This window comes from Actinomycetota bacterium (assembly GCA_013152275.1).
GTDB lineage: Bacteria > Actinomycetota > Acidimicrobiia > Spongiisociales > UBA4744 > BMS3Bbin01.
In genome coordinates, this window is the sequence record JAADGS010000096.1 from 11,941 (window position 1) to 35,403 (window position 23,463).

Below are 23,463 nucleotides of genomic sequence, written 5' to 3' on the forward strand. Positions count from 1 at the left end.
CCGATGGCAAGCCTGCGCAGCAGGACCGGCCAGGTGCCGACCTGATCGAGGTCACGGTCATAGACGATGTCGCCTCGGATGAGCCGGTCCGAGTCGAGCCACACGAGCGGTGTCGTCCAGGCCGAAACGTCGGTCGCTCTGCCGGTCGTCCTTTCGGCGATGAGTGCCGGGGCCGATCCCAGCCGGAACAGACTGAGCCGGACCGGGTCGCCGCTGTTCGGATACTGCCCGGCGATCACTGCCGACGAGCCACTCGGGTCGATCGCCGCCCGGGCAGGGAACGTCGTTTCGAGCACGGTGGCGCGCGGGGGACGTTCGACGAGGTCCACGATCCAAAGCTTCGTGTCATGCGAGGCGATCGCCCAGCGCCTCGTGAACGCGATGACCTTTCCGTACTCGTCGGCGTCATAGAGGGTCGTGATCACACCGTGATCAAGCTCGAGGATCGACCACGAGTTCGATCCTGCGGCCGGCCCGCCAACCGGCGCCGGGACCGTGGTTGTCGGACCGAGCGAGGTCGGTGGTGAAGGATCCATGCCGGCCGGTGGCAAGGAGAGCAACGAACGCCGACCATCGCTGGTCACACAGCGAACCGCCCACACGGGACGGTCCACCGGCCACGTGTCTTCCATCGTGAAACCGGCCAGGTCCCACACCGACACCACCCGCCCGCCATAGGTATCGGAGGCGAGAACGACGATCTTGCGAGACTCGGGACAGACGGACACATCGCGAACCCCGCCCGGCCAGGCACCGTAGGCCAGCGTGTGCCCAAACTCGTCGATCGCCACCAGCGGCGCAGTCTCAAACTGACCGAACGTCCCCCACACGACCGCCACGATCGGACCCGCCCCGTCAGGTGCCGACAGAGTCGTTCGCTCCGGCGGCAGTTGAATGGTCACGGGAGCCGCCGCAGGCGTCGGCGTGGGTCCTGTCGTGACCACACCCACCGGAGATCCGCAGGCCGCCGCAACGAGAGAGAAGACGACAACCGGCAGGAACGCCGCCCGTCTGATCCAACCCGACATCGGACACCCCCTCTGTCCATCGATCATTCTTGCAGTCCCGCCTCATCGATACCACGTGGCTCAACGAAAGCAAGCCCATGACATGGCTCTGATGGCCCGTCGTCGAGGACCGTCTGGTCCGCGCCAGGATTCTGGAGGCTCGGCCGGCAGTCCCCCGCTGACGGAAAGCCGCCTGTAGTCGGATTTGAAGGGATCGGAAATCTCGTACCGCAAGAGAGCGTGCACTCAGCCTTCGAGATCGTCGAGGAAGCCATCGAGATCGTCAAACGATGCTGCACGTCCACCGGCGAAGTCGGCATCGGCCTCACGCTCCATGGTCTGCCAACGCTCAGACCAAAACCAGGCCTGACCCGCGTCGACAAGAACCTTGGGCGTCATGACGATCCGTCCCGCCTCCACCTTGAACTCGAGGACGGGCCCAGCCTCGAGGTGCGCTGGTCTCCGGACCTCGGCGGGAAATGTCAGCCGGCCTCGGTCTCGAAGCGTGGTGGTCGGAGCCACCCGTTGCGTCATCTCCGTGTCGCGCAGGGGGACAGAATCTCACATAGTCGCGTGGTACGGATGTCCGATCGTCGCCCACGAGTGGGGCGGAGCCCGTCCTGACTCTCACAGCGCCGTCCGCAGATGCGGGGGGTCTCGGCGGAGATCACTTCGCTCGGTCAGAAGGATCGTTTCCGGAAGGCCTCGGGACGTTGGGAGCCGCCGGTTCACACGTGTCGGTATCTGGAGTGCAAACCGGGTCGCAGATGGACCTGCCGGCCAGGAGCGCGGCGAACGTCTCCGAACGGCGCCGTTCGCCCGGTTGCGGTGCAGGTCGCCATCGGTAGCCGCCCATGCTCGAGCCGACCGACCGTCAGTCTTCCCTCGCACCTACCCACACCGCCGCAACCGGGTCACCATCCGGACGAGGAACTTCCATGCCCACCGCCACCAACCCCGGCCCTCCGGCGGTCACACTCAACATCACCTGGTCGCCTGCCCCGCCAAAGACGGCTTCCTCACCGGCAACCCGGGTCCAGGTCACCCCGTCGGGAGACGTCCACACCACCGCATCCCTGTTGCCGCCTGAACGGGAGGCATCCGAACCGACCGCCACCAAACCTGGCCCTCCGACAGTCACACTTGCCGCCGAACACCGCTTCATCGCCGGGAACCCGGGTCCAGGTCACGCCGTCGGGAGACGTCCACACCGCCGCATTCGGTTCGCCACCCGGACCGGAGGCATCCGAACCGACCGCCACCAACCCCGGCCCTCCGACAGTCACACTCGCCATCTGCTGGCGACCCACGCCCCCAAAGACCGCTTCATCACCGGCAATCCGGGTCCAGGTCACCCCGTCGGGAGACGTCCACACCGCCGCATCCGCACCACCACCCGCCGAATCCATACCGACCGCGACCAACCCCGGCCCCCCGGCGGTCACAGCAAACATCACCTGATCACTCGCCCCGCCCAAGACCGTGTCGTCGGCGGACGACCACGTAAGCCCATCAGAAGAGGTCCACACCGCTGCATCCCCACCACCATCCGCCGAAACCATACCGACCGCGACCAACCCCGGCCCCCCGGCGGTCACAGCAAACATCACCTGATCACTCGCCCCGCCCAAGACCGTGTCGTCGGCGGANNNCCATGCAAGCCCGTCGGGAGACGTCCACACCGCCGCAACCCTGGATCCATCCAAAGGCGAAGTAACCGAACCGACCGCCACCAACCCCGGCCCCCCGACAGTCACACTCGCCATGTGCTCGAAACCCTCCCCGCCCAAGGCGGCATCGTCACCGACGACCCTGGTCCAGGTCACCCCGTCGGGAGACGTCCACACCGCCGCATCCATATCACCGCCACCTATCACAGCATTCACCTCGCCACCTGCTGGAACCCATGCCCAACCGACTGCCACCAAACCCGGCCCCCCGGCCGTCACACTCAACATCCGGCGGGCACCCTCCCCGCCCAACACGTCGTCACCGGCAACCCGGGACCACACAGGCGAGAAAGCGGCCGGCCCGGCACTGCAAGCTGCCAGCACGAGCACCAACCCAAGAACCCAAGCTCCCCAAGACCTCAACGCTCCCCCTTCCGTCGATCGCACACACGGCGCACAACGTATCCAATCCTACCCACCCCGTCCCGGTTGGTTTCCTCGGAGGGGATCGGCTACCGGCCGCAACATCGTGAATGTCCCCTTCGAAACGGCACAGACACCGTGGCCCTCCCACACTCGAGGGCCGCCGCCACGCAGGCCCCCACGTGATTTCGCCTGGTCGAAAGGAGTGTCTTCGGAGGACCTGAAGGTCCTTGCACGCTCTGGGAGCGGTCTATGCACAGCCCCGAAGGGAGGTGCGATGAGGACCCTCACGCTGTCTGCGTTTGCCTCGACCACCGCACCGGCCTGCCAAGCTGGTTACGGCTGGCTGCCCGGCCAACACATTGGCATAGTATGAGATATGGTCAAAGAGTGCACATGCTGAGATCGCCGGCATCGATGGTGGAGACCCCGCACTGGACGATCGGGTCCCCACAATGAGACCAAACCGCGCGATAGCACCAATCCTCATCGTATTCGGCCTCGGGATCGTCCTGTTCCTCGCACTGTTGGCCGGCCCGGTCCTTGCCGCCGAGTCGCCGCATACGATCGTTGTCACCGTGACAGAGCGTGCCCCTCAGCCCGATTCCCTCATCCATGTGCAGGTGAAGGTTCTCGATGAGGCGAATCAGCCGATGGATGTCGATCGGCCGGATGAGCTGTTGGAGGTCCGTGACGAGTCGGGGGCTTCGTTCCCATTTCGACCGTTTATGGAACGCACGGACGTCGGTGTCTATGAGACGACCCTGTCGTTCCCTCGTGCGGGGATCTGGACGATCATCGCCGGTCCCGATGAGGCCGACGTGGTGAGGCTGCCCCGACGGGTCGAGATCTCGGTGCGAGGAGATGTGGCGGGTCCGCTGGACCCGGGATCGACCGTGGCGACCGCAGCGTTGGTGCTGTTCGGCGTCCTTATTGTGGTTCTGTTCGGAAGTCGCCTCCGGCGTTCGAAAGGGTCACGCAAAGCCTCACCGGAACCTGGAGCCCACGACACCTGGTGGTGGTGACACCATCAGCCCGGTGCCGAACGGCTGGACCGAACAGGTCGCTACCCGAAAGACTCGCTGTCGGCGAGGCCGCAGACGTCTCCGCAAGGTTTCTCACGTTTTCTCGCTAACAAGAGCGGGTATTTCCGCCTGTTCAGAAGGGGTGTGTTCGGAGGTGCTGATGGTCCTTGCACACTCTTCGAACCCGGCGTGCACACCAGCGCGTCTCGACGAGAAGCATGCAGCAGCCGACACCGTGCGAGGCGGAAATCGATCGCTCGAGTCCGTTGACCTGCCTGCCATCCGAGAACACCTGCACGACTCTGTGGCGCATCTCGCCGAGCAGGGCCTCTACGGCGACCAGCCCGACAGATGCAGCCTCCACAACTACGAGTGAACAAGAGCAAAGTTGCCCTGATGGTATCTTCAGGGAAGGGGCTTCCAACTCGCAAGCCACGAGATGGCATCGCCGGGTGTCATGAACGTCTCGACGTGGTACCGGTGAGATCCTTCTTCCCATTCGATGAATGACAGCCCAACGTCATTGGTGAACCTGCAGCCTGGCGAGGAGCGGACCTCGACAGGCTCCGCAGCATCCCAGCTTCCCTCCCCCAGCGCCCGGCCGGCGCAGGTCGGATGTTCCGGATCGGTCGGATAGCTTGAAAGCGAGAGGGCCTCTTCTCGCTGAGCCCGCATGAACGTCACATTGACATCCACGGAAACCTGATGAAACGGTTCTGTCCGAGTGATGGTCATCCGTCCGGTCGATGTGCCGGCTCCCGGTGGAAGAGACGCAGGGACGAGGACGGAACCACCCGCTTTGACGAGAGCAGAGCGTGCCGACGCCACGACCTGGCCCATGTCGTCGGCCGGCTGCCAACTGGTCTCGAAGAGCGGGAACGTCACCTGGATGGGTGCAGGCTCGCGCTCTGTTGACGTCGCTGCCGTCGTTTGCGAGGGTGCACCGGAGCAGGAGGCGCCGAGGACGAGCCCGACAAGGAATCCCGCCGCTGTTCGTCTTCTACGCATGGTTCCCTCTTCGTGCACCTTCCGACATGCATCCGGTTCGGACTGTACGGCGTCGGCCCGGCAGCGGCAATGAGATACCGCGAACCCCATGCCCACCCGGTATGTCGGTCCCCGAGGAAGGAGACCAGACCCTCTCGCCTGTCCTGCTTGCAGCACACCCAGACAGACGCCTTCCCGGCGCCGGTCATCTCCGCTCGGGCACCGAGGAGACTTCCGCCGTCACGAGCCGGCGTGACGGCTGCTCGTCCATCGCAGCGACCTCGACAAGGTACAGGCCGTGATCGGTCGCAACGCTCCCTGGTAGCGCTCGGTCCTTGCGTCTTTTTCACCAACAGAATGGCGTAATCTCGCCTGGTCGGAAGGGGTGTGTTCGGAGGTGCTGATGGTCCTTGCACACTTCTTGGGCCAGGCCGGCACATTCGTTTGGGTCCAGATCGGCGAACCTGAATGCGGTTCTCCGGGATGCGGGCACGGTGTAGCGTTGTGAAGGTAGTGACTGTTCTCGGACTTGTACTCTCCATGCCGGTTGCGGATCGCCTCGACGAGATCATCAGCGGGCGACGTTTGCGAGAGCCGGTGGTGATTGCCGTCGTCGTGACGAGCCTGTTGGTGCTGATCGGTGTGATCGTGTGGTGAGCGGTGCGAATGGAAGGCAAACGACGTAGCACGTCCAGACGTGATCCTTCCGGCGAACAGGCGAAGAGACTCTCGACGCCTGACCCAGATCGATGGTGGAACGCCGGATGAACCGCAAGGACGATCTCGTCTATGTGCCTGTCGGCCCTGACCGGTTCCGAGCACATCTCATCGCTGCTGCGTGCAACGACGAGGGCTTGACGGTCGAGCTACTCACTGCGGACGACGACGGCACCTTTCCGTGGTACGGGGCAGTTCAGCCGTACCGGCTGCTTGTACATCGCAGCGACATCGACAAGGTACAGACCGTGATCGGTCGCAACGCTCCCTGGTAGCGCTCGGTCCTTGCGTCTTGTTCACCAACAAAATGGCGTTATTTCGCTAACACCCCACAGTGGAGCTGCCGGGATTCGAACCCGGGTCCTCACGGGTCTCAGCCCGCCCTCACCATCATCCTCACTCACGGTGGAGGTAACCGTCGGCCTTGCGGCCCACCGGTCTTTGCCGGCTGTCAGTTCGTCTCTTCCGAACTGTCTGGCGGTCTTTCCCTGCCGTCAACCACGCTTCTGTTGCCAGGCTGCGCGGTCTGGCCCCGTCTCCCCTTGCGGGGTGCGATGTTCCTACAACCGCTTACGCAGCGTAGGCGAGTTCTGAATTGTCAGATCTCTCTTTGCCCCGTTTAACGAGTCTGAGCAACTCGGATGGTGGACATGGTGTCGACTCCGCAAGTCGATTCCATTCAGCCCCTCGGTTGTTCACCCACGATACCGCATACCTGGGGATTCAGGTTCCCCTTTCTCGGCGCTACCCGGTACCGTGTCACCAGTATGCCCGAGCTCGACAACCCGTTCGACGAACCCGCCCGGCGGCCCCGCGGGCCACGGACATGGATCGGCATCGTCGCCCTGGCGGTTGCCGTCGTGGCTCTTGCAGCCAACTTCACGCTCTACCAGAGCCTGCAAAAGGCAAACGATGATGCCTCGGCACTCGAGAGTCGGATTGGCGGCCTTCAATCACAGATGACCGCCCTGCAGAACTCGCTCACCGACACCGAAGATCGTCTCCAGGCGGTCGAGTCCTCACCTGTACCGGTCCTAGACGCTGCACCGGTCGTCTCCCAGGACCTGCCGCTGTTCCCCGGCGGAGGCCAGGACCCGGCCCAAGGGCTCATTCTCGGCGACGTCTCCGGCGTCTGGTACTCCGACGGTGCCACCCACACGATCGACCCGACAGACGGAACGCCCCGAGCCTGGCTGATCTGGGCGCACTGGTGCCCCTACTGCCAGAAGGAGCTTCCGATCGTGAAGGCATGGTACGAAGCCAACGCCGCGGACAACCCGCACATGGAGATCGTCAGTATCACGACCGCCATGGACGACTCGGCCGCCAACCCGCTGCTGCCGTACCTGCAAGAGCAGCAGTTCCCCTTCCCGGTGATCATCGACGACTCGGGGGCGCTGGCCCGCCAGTTCGGCGTCTCGGCATTTCCCTTCTGGGTGTTCACCGCACCCGACGGCGCCGTGCTGGGCCGCACGGCGGGCCTCCTTCCCGAAGACCAGATGCTCGCCATCTTCGAACAGCTCGAAACCATCGGCGCCGAGTCGTAGAGCCGCGACCACACACCCGACCCTCCGCACACTCCGCCCAAAGAAAAAAAGACCTCGGCTCGTCCTTCACCGAGCCCACTCCCCCAGGAACAGAACGTCAGGTCCGTCCTCGGTGCCGAGCCGCCCGGTCCATCTCCCGACGCTGCTCCTTGTCCCTGATCGCCCTACGCTTGTCGTAATGGGCCCGCCCCCGGCCCAGGCCGAGTTCGAGCTTGGCGATGCCATCCTTGAAGTACACACGCAGCGCCACGAGCGTCAGGCCCCGCTCGGCCACCTTGGCGCCGATCCGGGTGATCTCTCTGCGGTGCAGGAGCAGCTTGCGGTCACGATCGGGATCATGCCCGCCACCTCTGGCATACGAGTACGGGGAGATGTGGCAGCCGACGAGCCAGGCCTCTCCATCCCTGAACTGAACATATGAGTCCTTGAGGTTGACGAGTCCTGCCCGCGCGCTCTTGACCTCTGAGCCCTTCAGGACGAGACCTGCCTCGATCGTTTCGGTGATGTCGTACTCATGTCTCGCCTTGCGGTTGGTGGCGACGACTTTCACGGCAGGTATTTCATCGGGTCTACGGGGGTGCCGTTCTCTCTCGTTTCGAAATGCAGGTGAGGGCCGGTGCAGTATCCGCTGCAACCGACGTAGCCGATCACCTCTCCCAGCTTCACATTCTGACCGTTCCTGACGATGATCTTGGATTGGTGTGCGTACAGCGTCGACAGACCTCCACCATGATCGATGACTGTCGCGTTGCCGTAGCCGCCGTACCTCTGAGCAAGGATCACGGTCCCGTAGCCGGCAGCTCTGATCGGAGTTCCGTAGCCGGCAGAGATGTCGATGCCCGTGTGCAGTTTCTTGGTCCCGAAGATCGGGTGGATTCGCCAGCCGAACGGAGAAGTCACCCTCCCGTTCACGGGCCACGCGAGCTTCGACGGACGTTCACCCGAGGCACGCTGCCGAGCAGCGATCTCGGCCTCCATCTTCTTCGACTCACGCTCGAGCGCCGTCAGCTCACCCTCGATGGATCCGATGTCACGCGTCACCTTGTCGAGCAGCTCCTGCTGGCGGTCCATCTCGGCCTGCGCCTCCGACCTGCGGATGTCGACCTCCACGCGGTCCGCCTCCAACTCTGCGCGCCGCTGGTCCAGCTCGGTGAGCGTCGTCTGCACGGCAGCCTTGCGCTCTTCCACACCCGCCTTCTGACGCGCCTCGAGGCTCTGCAAACCCTCGAGGTCGTTCACCAGCACCTCGCTCGATGACACCACCTCCTGGGCGTAGTCCACGCTCAACGCGGCGGTGGTCATGTCGCCGGCGCCGAAGACGACCGCCCCGAGATCGGGAACGCCACCCATGTACATCTCGACTGCCCGGTCACGAATCAAGGCGTGGGTATCGCGAATGCCCAACCGTGTATCGGCGAGCTGCAGCTCCAAGTCGGCGAGCTCGGCCTGTACGGCTGCCAGGTGTGCCTCCTCGCCGGCAATCGTCGCCTCCACATCCCGCACCCTGGCTTCTGCGAGGTCCAGCTCGATCCGGACCGCGGCCAGGCGCTCCCCGGCCGACGCCAGCTCATTCTGGATGGCGGTACGCGCGCCTTTCTGGGCCGAGATCTTCTTGTTGAGATCCGAGATCTGCTTCTCGATCTCGTCCAGCCGCCGTTCCGGATCGGACGTGGCACCGGCGGGAATCGACAGAACCACCAGCATCGCCACCACGACTACGACGATCAGCTTGCGCACGTCACACCTTCAGGAAACGGCGAACGCCGGCGGCGCTGCCCAGTACACCCGCGATCGCTCCAAACGCCAGAATCACGATGCTCCACTTGATGAGGAAGTCATTGCCGACCGATAGCCGGATCAGAAACGTGCTCGGGATGCGGCCGGCGATGAAACTCTGTGCGGTCCAAATCGCACCCACGGCGAGTGCCGCACCGATCAGCCCCTGAATCATGCCTTCGAGGAGGAACGGGATACGAATGAACCAACTCGAGGCACCGACGAGTCGCATGATCGCCACCTCGTCCCGCCGAGCGTAGACCGCCATCCGGATGGTATTCGCGATGAGCACGATCGACGCGATACCGAGCAGGACGGCCAAACCGATCCCAAGCCAGTTGAGTGCGCTCGTGACAGAGGAGAGTTGGTCGAACCGATCGGGGGCAGTCACGACTCTGCGGACCGCAGGATTGTCGATCAGTCGATACGTGACGTCTTTGTAGGTCTTGATGTCCACGAGTTTGATCCGGATCGATGGCGGCAGGATCGAAGGGTCGACATTCTCGAGGAGGGCGGGCTGCTCGGCGAACATCTCCTTGAATTCCTTGTAGGCACACTGCTTGTCGCAGAACCACGTGTCCTTCACCTCGTCCCAACCTTGGATCTCCGCCTGCAGGTCGATCTGAGCCTGGGCGGGTACGTCGTCCTTGAGGAACACGATCACGTGGTCGCCCTGCTGCCAGCGATCCGTGTTCACTTTGACGAGCTCGCTGAGCACGAGAGCACCGAACAGCAGTGTGAGGCTGATAAACACCGCGACGATGGCGGCAGTCATGACGAGCAGATTGCGACGCAGGCTGGAGAACGCTTCTCGTACGAGGAATACGAGCCGTCGCATCAGGAACCACCACCTCTGTTGATGCTCTCGTAGGTACCGCGGCTTTCGTCACGGATGATCTTGCCACGCTCCAATTGGACGACCCTTCGGCGCATCGCATCGACGATCGCATGATCGTGCGTCGCCATCACCACCGTCGTTCCGGTACGGTTCACACGATCCAACACCCGCATGATGCCCACCGACGTCGCCGGATCGAGGTTGCCCGTCGGCTCATCCGCAAGCAGGATCGGTGGCCGGTTCACGAACGCCCTGGCGACCGAAACACGCTGCTGTTCACCACCGGAGAGCTGGCGAGGATAGCGGTCGCCCTTGGTCTGCAGACCCACCAGTTCGAGCACCTGCTGTACCTGACGGTCCACGACCGAGCGGGGCCGCCCAAGCACCTCGAGCGCGAACCCGACGTTCTCGGACACGGTTCGGGCCGGCAGCAGTTTGTAGTCCTGGAACACCGTCCCCACCGAGCGGCGCAGATGGGGAACCTTCCACGCGGGCATCTTGGTGATGTCCTTGCCCGCCACCCATATCTTGCCTCGTGTCACCCGTAGCTCACGCAGCACCAGACTGATGAGCGTCGACTTGCCGGAACCCGACGGGCCGACGACGAAAAGGAACTCGCCTTTCTTGACGTCGAGGTCGATGTCGCGTAGCGCGACGGTGCCTCCCTCGAACACCTTTGTGACACCTTCAAGAAGAATCATGGACCACTCACTTCGGCGGCGGCCCCAACATCGGAACTGCCGGACGTATGTTCCGCCCCGAACTCCGCCCCGGGCGGTAAAAAGGATAACAAGCATCCTGGACGACACCACATCATTGGGCTTGCTGCTCCTGTTTCTCGCGCCGCCAGTGAAGGTAGGCCTCCACGAACTGGTCGAGGTCACCGTCGAGGACTCCCTGTACGTTGCCGACCTCCACGCCGGTCCGCAGATCCTTCACCATCTGATACGGCTGCAGGACATAGGAGCGCAGCTGGCGGCCCCATGCCGCAGCCTCCTGGTCGCCGCGGATCTCTTCGAGCTCCTTGGCTCGCTCCTGTCTGGCGAGTTCTCCGAGCCGGGCCTTCAGGATGGCCATGGCGCGGGCTCGGTTCTGCAACTGGGAACGCTCGTTCTGACATGTCACGACGGTGCCGGTGGGAAGGTGTGTGATCCGTACGGCCGAGTCGGTGACGTTGACGTGTTGCCCCCCGGCTCCCTGAGAGCGGTACGTCTCGATCCTCAGGTCGTCCTGGTTGACCTCGACCTCTTCTTCCTCCACCTCAGGGATGACATCGACACCCGCAAACGACGTGTGGCGTCGCCGGGCCGCGTCGAAGGGGCTGATCCTGACCAGGCGATGCACACCGCGTTCTCCCTCGAGAATCGCGTACGCGTGGTCACCGTCGACGGTCAGGGTTGCCGACTTGATGCCTGCCTCGTCCCCAGGGGTGATCTCGTCGATCTCGACGTTCAGACCTTTGTCCTCGAGATACCGCAGATACATCCGCAGCAGCATCTCCGCCCAGTCCTGCGCATCGACACCGCCCGCGCCGGCGTGCACACTGAAGATTGCAGGCGCCTCGTCGTACGGGCCGAAATACAACGACTCCGTCTCGAGCTTCTGAAGGTCCTTCTCGGCGGCGAGTAGACCCTCGACGGCCTCACGTGCCGCCCCGGCGTCGTCTTCCTCGCCCGCCAACTCCAGCATCACCTCTGCGTCGTCGAGGGCGGTGTCCAGGCGGTCGACGTGTGCAATGAGTCCCTCGTAACGGGACAAGGTCCGGTTGACCTCCGCTGCACGGGTCGCATCGGACCAGAGGTCCGGCGAGGCCGCCGCTTCTCTCAGCTTCGGGAGTTGTTCTGCCTTGGCATCGAGGTCAAAGGAACCTCCGGGCATCGGAGAGACGGGCACGCAGTTCACTCAGGAGCGATCGGGGGTCGATATCCATATCGGTCGAGAATGGTAGCGGGTGGTCGTCCGTTGTCGGCGACCAGCAACCAGCCGACGGCAACCAGCAACGAACCTGCGCCCGCCCCGCAGGCTCACACCACCCCAGGCACCGCTACGAAACACAAGATACGAGGTACCGGCAGGTCAGTCGCCAGACGCCGGAGCCATCTGAAAAGGTTGGGTTCTTCGGGACACACCGACGAAACGTATTCCGTATCTCGTGCTTCGTACCTGTGCTTGATCTCTCCGTGCCGGCACCGACACACGGAGCACCAAATACAAGGTACGAGGTACCTCTTCTCAGGTCCTCTTGCCGTGGCAGTGCTTGTACTTCTTGCCGGACCCGCAAGGACACAGTTCGTTGCGACCGACCTTGGTCGACACCGCCTGACGGCTGGAACGGCCACCGGCGGCGGCCGCCTCCTGCTGATGGATGCGCTGTTGCTGCCTGGCCTTCTCGGCCTCCTGCGCCACCTGCACGTGGAAGAGGTAACGGGCCGTATCACGCTTCACGGAATCCACCATCTCGGCGAACATGTCGTAGCCCTCACGCTGGTATTCGACCAGCGGATCCCTCTGTCCCATCGCTCGCAGCCCGATCCCGGCCCGCAGGTAGTCCATCTCGGCGAGATGCTCGCGCCACTTCGTGTCGATCACGGCCAGCACGACCGTCTTCTCGATCTTGCGGAGCGTCTCGCTTCCCAACTCCTCTTCCCGCTCGTCGTAGAGTGCCTGTGCCTCTTCCACGGCGGCCTCGACAACGTCGTTTACGTCGATCCCGCGATCGGCTTCGAGGGAGTCGGGTCCGAGCCCGGTCGTATAGAAGACACCGAGCTGCTGGCGGAGTTCGTCCCAGTCCCAGTCACGAGGAGAAGCTTCACCGAGCACGCCTTCGACGGTCGACCGGATGCTCTCTTCGATCCAGTCACGAACCAGCGTTTCGCTCGATTCCTGACGAAGCAGATTGTTGCGCCATTCGTAGATCACCTCGCGCTGGCGGTTCATCACTTCGTCGTACTTGAGCACGTTCTTACGAATCTCGAAGTTCTGCGCTTCGACCTGCCCCTGGGCCTTCTCGATGGCCTTGGAGACCATCTTCGCCTCGATGGGTACGTCGTCGGGGATCCGGAGACGGTTCATGATGGCTTCGACCCGATCGGAGGCGAATCGGCGCATGAGATCGTCGCCCAGTGACAGGAAGAACCGCGACTCGCCCGGGTCGCCCTGACGGCCGGACCTGCCTCTCAACTGGTTGTCGATCCTGCGGGACTCATGGCGTTCGGTACCGACCACATACAGCCCGCCGACTTCGAGAATCTCCTCGCGTTCGGCCTCGGTGCGCCGGCGGAACTCTGCTTCCATCTCCTCGAGTGCAGCCTCGTACTCGTCCGATCCCGGTTCGTAGCCGGCCTTCGCGACCGCGGCCTTGGCAAGTCCCTCCGGGTTCCCCCCGAGCATGATGTCGACGCCACGACCGGCCATGTTGGTGGCGACGGTGATCGCACCCTTGCGACCGGCCTGGGCGATGATCGCCGCCTCACGGGCATGCTGCTTGGCGTTGAGAACCTCGTGAGGGATCCCTCGTTTCTTCAACGCGGCCGACAGACGCTCCGACTTCTCGATCGAGACCGTGCCCAGCAGCACCGGCTGGCCCTTCTCGTAGCGTTCGACGATGTCGGCGACGACGGCGTTGAACTTCGCCTCTTCGGACTTGTAGACGAGGTCCGGCTGGTCGATGCGGATCACCGGCTGGTTGGTCGGGATCTCGGCGACCTCCAGGTTGTAGATCTGTGCGAACTCGGCAGCTTCGGTCTTGGCGGTACCGGTCATTCCGGCGAGCTTCTCGTACATCCGGAAGTAGTTCTGCAGGGTGATGGTTGCGAGTGTCTGGTTCTCTTCCTTGATCCGGACGCCCTCTTTGGCCTCGATTGCCTGGTGGAGACCTTCCGAGTAACGCCGGCCTTCGAGCATCCTGCCGGTGAATTCGTCGACGATCTTCACCTCGCCATGGTCGACGAGGTAGGCGACGTCGCGCAGGTAGAGCTCTTTGGCTCGCAACGCGGCGTCGAGATGGTGGACGAAGTCGACGCTCGTGTAGTCGAACATGTTCTCGACACCGAGGATCTGCTCGACGCGGGCAACACCTTCCTCGGTGGTGAGCACCTGGCGCTTGCCCTCGTCGACGGTGTAGTCGACGTCCTTGGTCAGCCGGCGCACGATCTTGGCGAACTCTCGATACCACTTGGCCGTATCGGCGACCACGCCACTGATGATCAGTGGCGTCCTGGCTTCGTCGACGAGGATCGAGTCGACCTCGTCGACGATGGCATAGTGATGCCCCCGCTGCACGAGGTCCTCGATTCGCATGGCCATGTTGTCACGCAGATAGTCGAAGCCGAACTCGTTGTTCGTCCCGTAGGTGATGTCGGCCGCATAGGCGGGACGGCGTTCTTCAGGCGACATCGCTCCCTGGATCAGCCCGACCTCCAATCCCAGGAATCGATAGATCCCACCCATCCACGCCGCGTCACGTGACGCGAGGTAGTCGTTGACGGTGACCATGTGCACGCCTTTGCCGCCAAGGGCATTGAGGTAGGCGGGCATGGTCGAGACGAGGGTCTTGCCTTCACCGGTCTTCATCTCGGCGATCATCCCTGCATGCAGCGCCGCTGCGCCGATCACCTGAACGTCGAAGTGGCGCTGTCCGAGGACCCGCTTCGCCGCCTCCCGGACGACGGCGAACGCTTCGACCTCGATGTCATCGAGCGTTTCGCCGTCGGCCAAACGCTCACGGAACTCCTCGGTCTTGGCTCGCAGGGCAGCGTCGTCGAGCGCTTCGACCTCCGGCTCGAGCGCGTTGACTTCCTCGGCTATCTGCCCGAGATCTCGGAGAATACGCGACTCACCGGCGTGAAGGACTTTGTTGATCAGAGACATTGCCAACTTATCTTATCGGCGCGCCGGCCTATCTCGGCGGGCTTCGCTCGTGAGGCTCGTTCCGCTCGCCGTATTCGGTACTCGGCACCGCAGCCAAGGTCGTGACCAGACCGCCGGGCGACGCCACGGCTCGTGCCGACGACCGACGACTTCCTACACCATCTGCACGATGATGCCGACGCTCTCGAGCAGCGCGGCGGGCTCGACGCCGACCGTGTCCGGGAGTAACTGATCGGCAATCGTCCGCTCCCCGATCGTCGTCTCCACAGGTACGTCCAGGAGCGCTTCTCCGGCCGGACGCACGAGCACGACGTCGGAAACGCCGCCGCTTTCGTTGGCGCGAGTGACCATCACGACGTCTCCATCGGAGAGTTCGAGCAGCGATCCGGGCGGGTAGACGCCAACCATCTCGATGAACGCCCTGGCGAAGTCCGGATCGTAGATCGAGCCCGCGCCCGTCAGCAGGACGAACAGGGCGCGGTTGGGCGTCTCTGCCCTGCGATAGGAGCGCCGGGTCGTGATCGCGTCGTAGGTGTCGGCCGTGGCGACCAGCCTGCTGTAGAAGTGCAGATCCCGTGACAGTCTTCCGGCCGGCGGGTAGCCGTGGCCGTCATACCGGGCGTGGTGTTCGAACGCCACCGTCGCGGCGATCTCCTGATACGGTGCCGCAGCGGCGAGGATCGACGCCGCTCCCTCCTGGGGATGCAGCTTGATCTGACGCCACTGCTCGGCATCGAGCCGGCCCGGATACTGCAGGATGGACGGCGGGACCCGTACCTTGCCGATGTCATGGAGCAGGGCGCCCATCGCGAGAGCGGACATCTGGTCTTTCGGCAGACCGAGCAGCCGGCCCATCGCTATCGAGAGAATGCAGACGTTCACCGAATGGAAGAACGTGTACTCATCGTGGCTCTTCATCGTCGAAAGCAACAACGATGCGGCGGGCTGAGAAATGGTCTGCTCGACGAGATGCTCGACCGCCCCCGCCGCTCCCGACAGGTCGAACTGTTCATCGCGCTCGATGGCCGCCGCCATGCCGCGCAGGACATCGAGCGAGCGCGAATACGACCTGCGCACACCGCCGGCGGCGTCGGTTTCCAGATCGGCTCTCGTGAACGGCGACTCGTTGAGCCGGATCGTCGCTTCGGCGGGAACGTCACCGCTCAACCCGGCTATGAACGCTCCGAGATCGGCGACATCTGCGCCTGCGACCGGAGCATTGAACGTGATCGATTCGATACCCCGGGACTGGAGCGTCCGCAGAAGGTTGCTGAGTTCCAGCGAGGCATGCGGCAAGATCGACCGTCCGAGGTGGATGGTGTCGCCGAGCATGGTGATAACCGCCTCACCGTCTTCCCTGCGGGCCAGTGTGTCCGCGGCCGTCGTTGCGACCTCCAGCGCCTCGCCGGTCGAAGGGTGGCCGGTCGGGTACAGGCTCATCTGGCGCGCGAGCGCCTGGATGCCACGAAGTGCCGTACGGGCCGCCTGTTCCCTGATCATGCGCCAACTCCCAATGCTTCCCTGGCCGCGGCCCGCAGTGCTCGTCCTCGACCGGTGAGGACGAACCGGCGTCCTGCGACGGCTCTGAGCGCCTCCTCGCACCTCGGACTCGCACACTCCCCGAGATGCCGAATGACTTCTTCCTTCTCCGATGACGAGAGACGGCCCTTCAGCGCTTCGATCAGATAGCCCTCGGCCTCCTCTCCCGAACGGGCTGCGAGCAGACCGACGGCGGCACGCCGAACCACCTCGTGGTCGTCGTCGAGTGCACCCCCGACATGCTCGATCGCGCCAGGATCGATCGCATTCAGGGCCCTCAGGGCCTCGACGCGCACCCGATGGTCTCCGTGCGCAAGCAGCCTGGCCAGTTCGGGCACCGCCTCGGGGTTGCCGGAGGCTCGAAGAACCATCGCCAGGTTCCTGACGACGAACCATCGATCGTCGTCGAGAGCGGCCAGAACCGGACCCGGATCGTGTTCGGCCACTGCGCCGAGGATGTCCATCAGCGCCTTCCTGCGGGAACGATCCTCTTCTTCGGCGAGAAGGCCGAGCACGATACCCACCTTCATCGCTCCAAGCTTCTCGGCCAGGCGCCGTGCGGCATCTCGGCCTTCGCCCGAGACTTCGTCGACGAGCAACTCGATCACATCGCGGGTGCACGCAAGTTTGAGAGCCTCCTGAACCTCGCTGCTGCGCTCCGGTGGATACGTCGGCGCGTCGACCACACTGTGGAACCACAGCTCGGCGTGGCGAAAGTGCTGCCGCCGGACACTCGCGATGATCTTGCCCGTGAGCAAACGCATCAACCGCCGAAAACGATCACTGCGATCCTCCACGGCGAGCAGGCCGCGAAACGTGTCGAGCGTGTGATAGAAGTGGCGCCGCGGGTCCGGGAACTGAGGTCGCAACTCGGCGACGGCGGACGGCTCCGAGAGACTCTCCTCCACGGCACCGAGCAGGCGCTCTTGGACACGTGCGGTCACCATCTGCACGGCATTTGCCGCGCCTTCACCCGTGTCGAACAATGCGAGAAGTTCATCCGGTCGACGGTCCGCCTCATCGGTTGCGATCCGTGCGTAGTCCAGGAGGAGCGCAAAGCCCGCCGAGTCGAGCTTCGGAGCGATGCGTGCCAGCTCGTGGCCGGCGAACTGGTCGAGAAAGAGACGGTCGATGACGTCGTCGTAGGCGACCAGGAATGGTTCCAGAACCGCCACCATGAACTGCTCACCCAGGGAGAAGAACGCCTCGACGAACGCCCGGACGACCTGCTCGCAAGCTGCAACATCGGACTCGTCGATCAACCGGTAGGTCTCACGGAAACGTGTGTGGAACAGCCCTGCGAGCCGTGCGGGATCCCCCTCGGCCTCCTCAACCAGTGCGGCGGCGAACTCGACCGGATCCAGTGCGCCGGCCATCGCATCGCGCACCACGTCGTCGCGTTCAAACGTCGGCCCCTCGGCCCTGATGGAAAGCGGGATCTTCGTGACGACGGAAATGCCGCCGATGCCTTCCCTCATGAGGAGCGCGGGAAGGCCCCCACCTTGTTCGATCGCCTGTTCCTCCAGCGCGAGCACGCCCATGAATGCGGCCAAGTCACGATCCGACGGAGGCTCGGTCACGCCGACCGACGCTATGTTGTGGACATAGCACCGTTGCGCGAACCGTTCCACGGCATCTCGGGTGACCTGGACCTCCTTGTCGTCACACAGGAAGAACCCGGGCCCGACATCGAGCCATACGTGCCCGGCCGCCAAGGCAGCGCGAAGTGACTCTCCGATCCGGTGAAACGAGGGCTGCGTCTCCGGATCCGGGTACAGGTTGTACACGGTCCAGGCGCCCGCGAGTGCCTCGACAACTTCGGCGGCACCCGTCTCGTCATTCACATCTACCCGCCGATCTGAATCAATTCCTCACGTACAGCGTAGAGGACGGCTTCATTTCTCGAATGCAATCCGAGTTTGTCGAGGATATTGCGAACATGGTTCTTGACCGTATTCTCGGAGATGTACAGCTTCTCGCCGATCTGGCGACTGGTCATGCCCGAGGAAATGAGCTCGAGCACTTCGATTTCACGGCCGGTCAGCTCCGGCTTGCGCGTAGAGAAGACCTCACGATGTTTGAGCAGGCCGGCGACCGTATCGAACAGTTTCGCCCCCATGCGCGGAGAAACGACGGCACCGCCTTCCCACACGGCACGCATCGACTCGACGAGCTCCGGAAACGGGGTGTCCTTCACGACGTATCCCCGGGCGCCGGACTTGATGGCGGAGAGCAGATCCTCCTCCGATTCGCTGGACGTGAGCAGAACGACGTTCGCGCCGCCCGAAGCCTCCCGGATCGGACCGACGACCTCCAGCCCCGACATGCCCGGCATCAGGACATCGAGCACGACCATGTCCGGCCGAAGTGAACGAGCCATCGTCAAGGCCGTCATCGCATCCTCGGCCTGGCCGACGACATCGAACCCTGCGTTCGTGAGCGCGGCGGAAAGCCCGGTAACGAACAGCGGAGAGTCGTCGACGACCAGTACGGTGATCATGCGGGCTCGATCAGTCCATAGGATCCGTCGCGCCGCCGGTAGAGGACGCTCGACGTGTCACTTTCTGCATTGTGGAAAAAGAAGAACCCGTGGCCAAGCATCTCCATTTGCAGGGCTGCCTCTTCTGGAGTCATCGGTTTCATGACAAACTGCTTCACTCTGACGATCAGGGGACCATTCGTCTCTTCTTCGACGTCTGTGGATACCGTATTGAGGCGTTTGTCTCCTCCCTTGCGAGAACGGTCGATGAGGCGTTCCTTCAATCGTCGCAACTGGATCCCGAACTTCTCGGTCGCAATGTCCAGTGCCGCCTCCGCCGTCGGGCCTGCCGCCTCGACCCGCACCGTCGAGCCGGCGGCACGCGAGGTGATCTCCACCCTGAACGGATCCGCCACTCGCCGATTCATCTCCTTGGCGATTTCGAGGTCTGCCGACGCCAGTCCGTTGAAGAACCTGGCCGCCTTCGAGACTTTGGTGCGGGCAACCTCTGCAAAACGCTCGTCGAACTGGAAATTCTTACCACGAAGTTTGACGTCCAAGACCAGCCTCCTGTCGATGGTCGGGGTCTCTGCGAAGCGCGGCCGCAGGCGATGCGGCCGGCTGTGCTGCGTGTCGCAGGATCACACCCCCACTCTACCCGCACCGGTGGCCGTAATCGCGCCGATCACCTGCGAGCCGATCGCTTCGGCGGCCGCCTTCACGGTCTGACCGGTCGTGAGAACATCATCGAGGACCACGACGGGTCGGCCCACACGTTGGCGCAGTCCGAATCCGACGGGCGAACGCTCGGAGCGAGACTTGCCGGCGTGACGGCGGGTCCACGGCGCCGGTCGCAGTGCGTCGACCACGGGCCGACCGACGAGGGCCGCATAGGCCTTGGCAAGCTCTCGTGCAGGGTCGATCCCGTACCGCCATGCCCGCAGGGGCACGCGCGGCACCGGAACGATCGCCGCTCCCGGATCGTCGACCCTGGCCGCCATCGCTTCTGCGAGGGGTGCCGCCGCGGCACGGATCGCCTCGTACTTGAGTCTGCGCACGAGCACCCTGGCGGCTCCACGATGCGCCAACGCGACGTGCACGACCAACGATCCACCCACCACACGGTCCGCCTCGGGCCGCAGGGATGCACGGCAACGGCCACACAACATCTCTCGGGTCGGGAGCGAACACACAAGACACACCATGCGTTCACCCTATGGCCCGCCCCTGACGAAAACGCTTTCTGCGCGAGAAATGGTGGCACGACGCCACTCTCTGTGGTTAGATGGGGGCATGGCGGCTGGGAACGTTCATGAAACTCGGGAGCGGCAGCGTCAGCGAAGGCTGACCCGGCTCGGATTCGGCCTTGCACCGATCGCAGCATGGATGTGGTGGCGCATCCTCAATGGTCATCGTCCGTGGCCCACCTTCCCGCACCTGCCGCCCGAAACGGTGTTCTGGCTTCCCGGCATCCTCATCATCCTGCTCATCGGGATCGCGCTGGTCGCTCCGATGCTCGGCAACCGCCGATCGCCGCACACGACATTCCGGCCCGAACAGATCGAAACCTCCTTCGACGATGTCAAGGGCCTCGGCAACCTGCTGATCGAGGTCCGCCACACCTTGCGGATCCTGCTCGACCACGAGCGCCTCCGAACGGTCATGGGAGGGACGCCCCGGCGTGGCGTGCTCTTCGAAGGACCTCCAGGCACCGGCAAGACCTACGCCGCCAAGGCGCTGGCCAAGGAAGCCGGCGTACCGTTCCTCTTCGTCTCGGCCACCGCGTTCCAGAGCATGTGGTACGGAATGACGGCAAAACGGATCCGTGCCTTCTTCAAGGCGCTGCGGAAGGCCGCCAGAATCGAGGGCGGGGCGATCGGTTTCATCGAGGAGATCGATGCGATCGGGCTGGCACGTCCCAATGTGACGAAGAGCTCGGCGGTGTCCCTGTCGGTGAACCGGTCCATCGCGACCGACACCGGAGGGGTCGTCAACGAACTGCTCATCCAGATGCAGAGCTTCGACGAGCCCCTGGCGCGCACCAAGATGGCGAGCTGGTTCAGAGATCGCATCAACCTCTTCCTTCCCGAACACCTCCATCTGCGGCCGCCGGCGAACCAGTACTCGAACGTGCTGCTGATCGGGGCGACGAACCGGGCGGACTCGCTCGACCCTGCCCTGCTGAGGCCTGGACGCTTCGACCGCATCTTCCATTTCGACCTGCCCGGGCACACCGGCAGGCGCGAGCTCATCGACTACTTCCTCGACCACAAAGCGCACGTCCCCGAGCTGGAACTGGAGGCGTCGAGGGACGATCTCGCCTCGGCGACGCTCGGCTACACGCCGGCCTCGCTCGAGCGACTCTTCGACGAGGGCCTCTTGCTGGCATTGCGGGACGGTCGCGGCGCCCTGGACATGAGAGACCTCCAAAGGGCTCGGATCGAGATCGAACTCGGGCTTCCCGAACCGGTCGACTACCCGACCGAGGAGCGGGCTGCGATCGCCACCCACGAGGCCGGACACGCAACGGTCGCATACCTGGTCGGCAAGGGGCGCCGCCTCGAAGTTCTCTCGATCATCAAGCGCCGGGAAGCACTCGGGTTCCTGACACACCGTCTCACCGAAGAGCGGCGCACCCAACGGGAATCCGAGCTGCGGGCACTGTTACAGATCGCGATGGGCGGCATGGTCGCCGAGGAGATCTTCTTCGGGGATTCGAGCACCGGGCCTGCCGGGGACCTCGCCTCTGCAACCACGCTTGCCGCCGAGATGGTCGGCTCTCTCGGGCTCGGAGACTCGCTCGTGTCGTACCGGGCACTCGACGCCGGTCCGCTCGGAGGGAACCTGACGGCCAGGGTCCTGAGCGACTCGCACGGTCGTGAACAGATCGAACACCTCCTCGACCAGGCCAAGCAGTCGGTCACGCGGCTCCTGTCCGCCAACCGCCACATCGTCGAGGCGCTTCGCGACGCCCTCATCGAGCGCAACGAGCTGATCGACCAGGAGATCCTCGACGTGATCGGCTCTGCATCCGGCGACACCGTCATCGACCTGCGCGAAACCCCGCTGAAGCACTAGGGACACGCCCGGTCTCGGATATCCGGTACCGCCGCGAGCAGCTTCGAGGTGACGGTGAGCCGACCGACTACGAGATCTACGACGCCGGGTGGGCTGACACCTCGAGCGCGGATCCTTCGGATCCGCGGAACCCCTCGAATCCGGAGGACGGTAATCGCTACACCAAGGACGTGGCGAGGTGCGCCGCAGGCATCAGCGACGGAAGCGAGCCTCGTCGGCCATCGTGGCCGGCAAGGCGTTGCTCGCCGCCGCTGCACCCCTCACTCCGTCGACATGACCGGCACCGGCGGTCACAGTCCTTCGCCGATCGCTAGCCTCGATCCGGTGACCCGCCCACGGCACCGCAGACCCCGCTCCGCACTGTTGCACGCCCTGCGCAACCCCGACCGCTCCCACGGGCATCGCCGGGCGCGCCGCCTCTCCGCAGCGGTCCTCGCCTACCTCGCGGTCGCCTATATCCTCTCCGCCAGAGGGCTTCCCGCATTGCTGCGGACGGCGCCCGGACTCGACTACTACGTCGCCCAACCGGTCCTCTGGACGGGTCTCGCCGTACTCGCCTACTACGGTTGGCGCCGGCTCCCCCGGCGGCCCCCCTTCCACTGGACCATCGTCCGTGCCGGCCTGCTCGTCGGAATCTTCCACGTCTCCGTACTGCTCATCGCCGGTGTGCTGATCGGATTCGGTCGCTCGGCCTCTCTGGGCAGGCTGATCGACTATCCACTGAACGTCCTCTATCTGGGGACGATGCTGGTCGGGCTCGAGATGGCGCGCGCCTACCTCTTCCGTGTCTGGGCGCCGTTCGTCGAGCGCACCCGGCTCATGCGGGGAGGAGCGCGATCCGCGTTCCGGATGCAGGCACTCGAGAACGGTGCTTTTGTCACGGTCACGGTGATCTTCTTCGTCGCCGCCACCCCGCTCGGCCAGTTCACGGGGCTCGCCGACCCGGCCCGCCTGTTTCAGACCGGTGCCGGGCTGCTGGTTCCGGCGCTCGTCCTGAGCGGCGTCGCCACGTGGATGGCCAGTGTCGGAGGACCAGGACCGTCGATCGCCTATCGCGGCACCCTCATCGCGTTCGTGTGGTTCTCCCCGATCCTGCCCGACCTCCCCTGGGTATGGCTGCTACTCATCGGCGTCATCACGCCGATCGTTGCGATGACACTCTTCCGCTCCCTGGCGGCAGACGCCCTCGAGGAGCCCCAACGCCACTTCGAACAGGCGAGAACGGTCCAGAAGGCCTGGCCCGGGTGGGTGGCGACCATCGCCGTCGCCGCGGCCGCCGTGGCGTTGTTCACCGGCGTGCTCGGGGTCCGACCGCTGGTCGTGGCCGGGACCAGCATGGAACCGGCCCTCATCCGAGGCGACGTCGTCATCGTGCGCGAACCCGTCGATGTCGCCGGTCTCGCGATCGGCGACATCGTGATGTACCGGCAAGGAACGATGCCGGTGACCCACCGCATCGTACGCATCGAGGACACACCCGGCGGCCTGATGATCACGACCCGTGGAGA

General features: G+C 64.2%; 21 protein-coding genes, 1 other RNA gene and 1 pseudogene (1 of these 23 only partly in view). 6 read left to right on the forward strand and 17 right to left on the reverse strand.

The annotated features are described in order from the left end of the window. The 4 genes and pseudogenes from GXP34_14610 to GXP34_14625 form a co-directional block, all read right to left on the reverse strand. Positions 1 to 1,028, reverse strand: a pseudogene (locus tag GXP34_14610) (hypothetical protein); it reaches 121 nt to the left of the window's first position. Positions 1,029 to 1,253: 225 nt separating this feature from the next. Continuing rightward, positions 1,254 to 1,529: an AbrB/MazE/SpoVT family DNA-binding domain-containing protein gene (locus GXP34_14615; GenBank protein ID NOY57197.1), complete on the reverse strand. Its 276-nt coding sequence runs from the start codon at positions 1,527 to 1,529 to the stop codon at positions 1,254 to 1,256. 352 nt (positions 1,530 to 1,881) lie between these two features. Beyond that, the gene (locus GXP34_14620) at positions 1,882 to 2,052 is read right to left on the reverse strand and encodes a hypothetical protein (protein NOY57198.1); all 171 of its coding nucleotides are present in this window, start codon (positions 2,050 to 2,052) and stop codon (positions 1,882 to 1,884) included. Continuing rightward, positions 2,027 to 2,893, reverse strand: coding sequence for an exo-alpha-sialidase (locus tag GXP34_14625; GenBank protein ID NOY57199.1), 867 nt, complete (start codon positions 2,891 to 2,893; stop codon positions 2,027 to 2,029). The genes GXP34_14620 and GXP34_14625 overlap by 26 nt, the downstream gene beginning before the upstream one ends. Positions 2,894 to 3,555: 662 nt before the next feature. Here GXP34_14625 and GXP34_14630 point away from each other — a divergent pair. Then, positions 3,556 to 4,125 (forward strand): hypothetical protein, encoded by a 570-nt coding sequence (locus GXP34_14630; protein NOY57200.1) that lies wholly within the window; start codon positions 3,556 to 3,558, stop codon positions 4,123 to 4,125. Between the two features lie 405 nt (positions 4,126 to 4,530). Here GXP34_14630 and GXP34_14635 read toward each other — a convergent pair whose 3' ends face one another. Continuing rightward, on the reverse strand, positions 4,531 to 5,133 hold the full coding sequence (locus GXP34_14635; GenBank protein NOY57201.1) for a hypothetical protein: 603 nt from the start codon (positions 5,131 to 5,133) through the stop codon (positions 4,531 to 4,533). Between the two features lie 483 nt (positions 5,134 to 5,616). On the opposite strand from GXP34_14635, the gene GXP34_14640 reads away from it, so the two are divergent. Together GXP34_14640 and GXP34_14645 are read left to right on the forward strand one after the other, a co-directional pair. Next, a complete protein-coding gene (locus GXP34_14640; GenBank protein NOY57202.1) occupies positions 5,617 to 5,769 on the forward strand; it encodes a hypothetical protein in 153 nt (50 codons plus the stop codon). Positions 5,770 to 5,876: 107 nt separating this feature from the next. Next, positions 5,877 to 6,104 carry a hypothetical protein gene (locus tag GXP34_14645; GenBank protein ID NOY57203.1) on the forward strand — a complete coding sequence of 76 codons (228 nt, stop codon included), beginning with the start codon at positions 5,877 to 5,879 and terminating at the stop codon, positions 6,102 to 6,104. Positions 6,105 to 6,161: 57 nt separating this feature from the next. Here the strand turns inward: GXP34_14645 and ssrA are convergent. Beyond that, positions 6,162 to 6,516: a transfer-messenger RNA gene (ssrA, locus tag GXP34_14650) on the reverse strand. Positions 6,517 to 6,596: 80 nt separating this feature from the next. Here ssrA and GXP34_14655 point away from each other — a divergent pair. Continuing rightward, positions 6,597 to 7,376 carry a TlpA family protein disulfide reductase gene (locus GXP34_14655; protein NOY57204.1) on the forward strand — a complete coding sequence of 260 codons (780 nt, stop codon included), beginning with the start codon at positions 6,597 to 6,599 and terminating at the stop codon, positions 7,374 to 7,376. 97 nt (positions 7,377 to 7,473) lie between these two features. Here the strand turns inward: GXP34_14655 and smpB are convergent, their stop codons facing one another. The 11 genes from smpB to GXP34_14710 form a co-directional block, all read right to left on the reverse strand. Continuing rightward, positions 7,474 to 7,935: an SsrA-binding protein SmpB gene (gene smpB / locus GXP34_14660; protein ID NOY57205.1), complete on the reverse strand. Its 462-nt coding sequence runs from the start codon at positions 7,933 to 7,935 to the stop codon at positions 7,474 to 7,476. Next, entirely contained in the window at positions 7,923 to 9,113 is a 1,191-nt protein-coding gene (locus tag GXP34_14665; protein NOY57206.1) for a peptidoglycan DD-metalloendopeptidase family protein, read from the reverse strand. The genes smpB and GXP34_14665 overlap by 13 nt, the downstream gene beginning before the upstream one ends. A gap of 1 nt (position 9,114) precedes the next feature. Beyond that, a complete protein-coding gene (locus tag GXP34_14670) occupies positions 9,115 to 9,990 on the reverse strand; it encodes an ABC transporter permease (GenBank protein NOY57207.1) in 876 nt (291 codons plus the stop codon). Further along, the gene (gene ftsE / locus GXP34_14675) at positions 9,990 to 10,691 is read right to left on the reverse strand and encodes a cell division ATP-binding protein FtsE (GenBank protein ID NOY57208.1); all 702 of its coding nucleotides are present in this window, start codon (positions 10,689 to 10,691) and stop codon (positions 9,990 to 9,992) included. The genes GXP34_14670 and ftsE overlap by 1 nt, the downstream gene beginning before the upstream one ends. A 112-nt stretch (positions 10,692 to 10,803) precedes the next feature. Next, positions 10,804 to 11,920 (reverse strand): peptide chain release factor 2 gene (locus tag GXP34_14680; protein ID NOY57209.1). Its coding sequence is split into 2 segments (ribosomal slippage): positions 10,804 to 11,859 and positions 11,861 to 11,920, totalling 1,116 coding nucleotides; the frame shifts between segments, so codons are not numbered across the junction. A 302-nt stretch (positions 11,921 to 12,222) separates the two neighbouring features. After that, on the reverse strand, positions 12,223 to 14,859 hold the full coding sequence (gene secA, locus GXP34_14685; GenBank protein ID NOY57210.1) for a preprotein translocase subunit SecA: 2,637 nt from the start codon (positions 14,857 to 14,859) through the stop codon (positions 12,223 to 12,225). A 153-nt stretch (positions 14,860 to 15,012) separates the two neighbouring features. Next, positions 15,013 to 16,359 (reverse strand): HD-GYP domain-containing protein, encoded by a 1,347-nt coding sequence (locus tag GXP34_14690; protein ID NOY57211.1) that lies wholly within the window; start codon positions 16,357 to 16,359, stop codon positions 15,013 to 15,015. Beyond that, positions 16,356 to 18,242, reverse strand: a complete 1,887-nt coding sequence (locus tag GXP34_14695) for a HEAT repeat domain-containing protein (protein ID NOY57212.1) — start codon at positions 18,240 to 18,242, stop codon at positions 16,356 to 16,358. Before GXP34_14695 ends, GXP34_14690 begins: the two co-directional genes overlap by 4 nt. A 2-nt stretch (positions 18,243 to 18,244) precedes the next feature. Next, positions 18,245 to 18,898: a response regulator transcription factor gene (locus GXP34_14700; protein NOY57213.1), complete on the reverse strand. Its 654-nt coding sequence runs from the start codon at positions 18,896 to 18,898 to the stop codon at positions 18,245 to 18,247. After that, positions 18,895 to 19,437: a ribosome-associated translation inhibitor RaiA gene (raiA, locus tag GXP34_14705; GenBank protein NOY57214.1), complete on the reverse strand. Its 543-nt coding sequence runs from the start codon at positions 19,435 to 19,437 to the stop codon at positions 18,895 to 18,897. The genes GXP34_14700 and raiA overlap by 4 nt, the downstream gene beginning before the upstream one ends. A gap of 81 nt (positions 19,438 to 19,518) precedes the next feature. Then, positions 19,519 to 19,995 carry a ComF family protein gene (locus GXP34_14710; protein NOY57215.1) on the reverse strand — a complete coding sequence of 159 codons (477 nt, stop codon included), beginning with the start codon at positions 19,993 to 19,995 and terminating at the stop codon, positions 19,519 to 19,521. A 175-nt stretch (positions 19,996 to 20,170) separates the two neighbouring features. On the opposite strand from GXP34_14710, the gene GXP34_14715 reads away from it, so the two are divergent. Together GXP34_14715 and GXP34_14720 are read left to right on the forward strand one after the other, a co-directional pair. Next, positions 20,171 to 21,955: an AAA family ATPase gene (locus GXP34_14715; protein ID NOY57216.1), complete on the forward strand. Its 1,785-nt coding sequence runs from the start codon at positions 20,171 to 20,173 to the stop codon at positions 21,953 to 21,955. 324 nt (positions 21,956 to 22,279) lie between these two features. Continuing rightward, on the forward strand, positions 22,280 to 23,463 hold a 1,184-nt coding region (locus tag GXP34_14720; GenBank protein ID NOY57217.1), incomplete at its 3' end, for a signal peptidase I.

Coding starts and splice junctions, on each gene's coding strand:
- GXP34_14700 (NOY57213.1), bottom strand. CDS start 18,898: ATGATCACCGTACTGGTCGTCGACGACTCTCCGCTGTTCGTTACCGGG.
- GXP34_14715 (NOY57216.1), top strand. CDS start 20,171: ATGGCGGCTGGGAACGTTCATGAAACTCGGGAGCGGCAGCGTCAGCGA.
- GXP34_14645 (NOY57203.1), top strand. CDS start 5,877: ATGAACCGCAAGGACGATCTCGTCTATGTGCCTGTCGGCCCTGACCGG.
- secA (NOY57210.1), bottom strand. CDS start 14,859: ATGTCTCTGATCAACAAAGTCCTTCACGCCGGTGAGTCGCGTATTCTC.
- GXP34_14690 (NOY57211.1), bottom strand. CDS start 16,359: ATGATCAGGGAACAGGCGGCCCGTACGGCACTTCGTGGCATCCAGGCG.
- GXP34_14655 (NOY57204.1), top strand. CDS start 6,597: ATGCCCGAGCTCGACAACCCGTTCGACGAACCCGCCCGGCGGCCCCGC.
- ftsE (NOY57208.1), bottom strand. CDS start 10,691: ATGATTCTTCTTGAAGGTGTCACAAAGGTGTTCGAGGGAGGCACCGTC.
- GXP34_14670 (NOY57207.1), bottom strand. CDS start 9,990: ATGCGACGGCTCGTATTCCTCGTACGAGAAGCGTTCTCCAGCCTGCGT.
- GXP34_14635 (NOY57201.1), bottom strand. CDS start 5,133: ATGCGTAGAAGACGAACAGCGGCGGGATTCCTTGTCGGGCTCGTCCTC.
- GXP34_14630 (NOY57200.1), top strand. CDS start 3,556: ATGAGACCAAACCGCGCGATAGCACCAATCCTCATCGTATTCGGCCTC.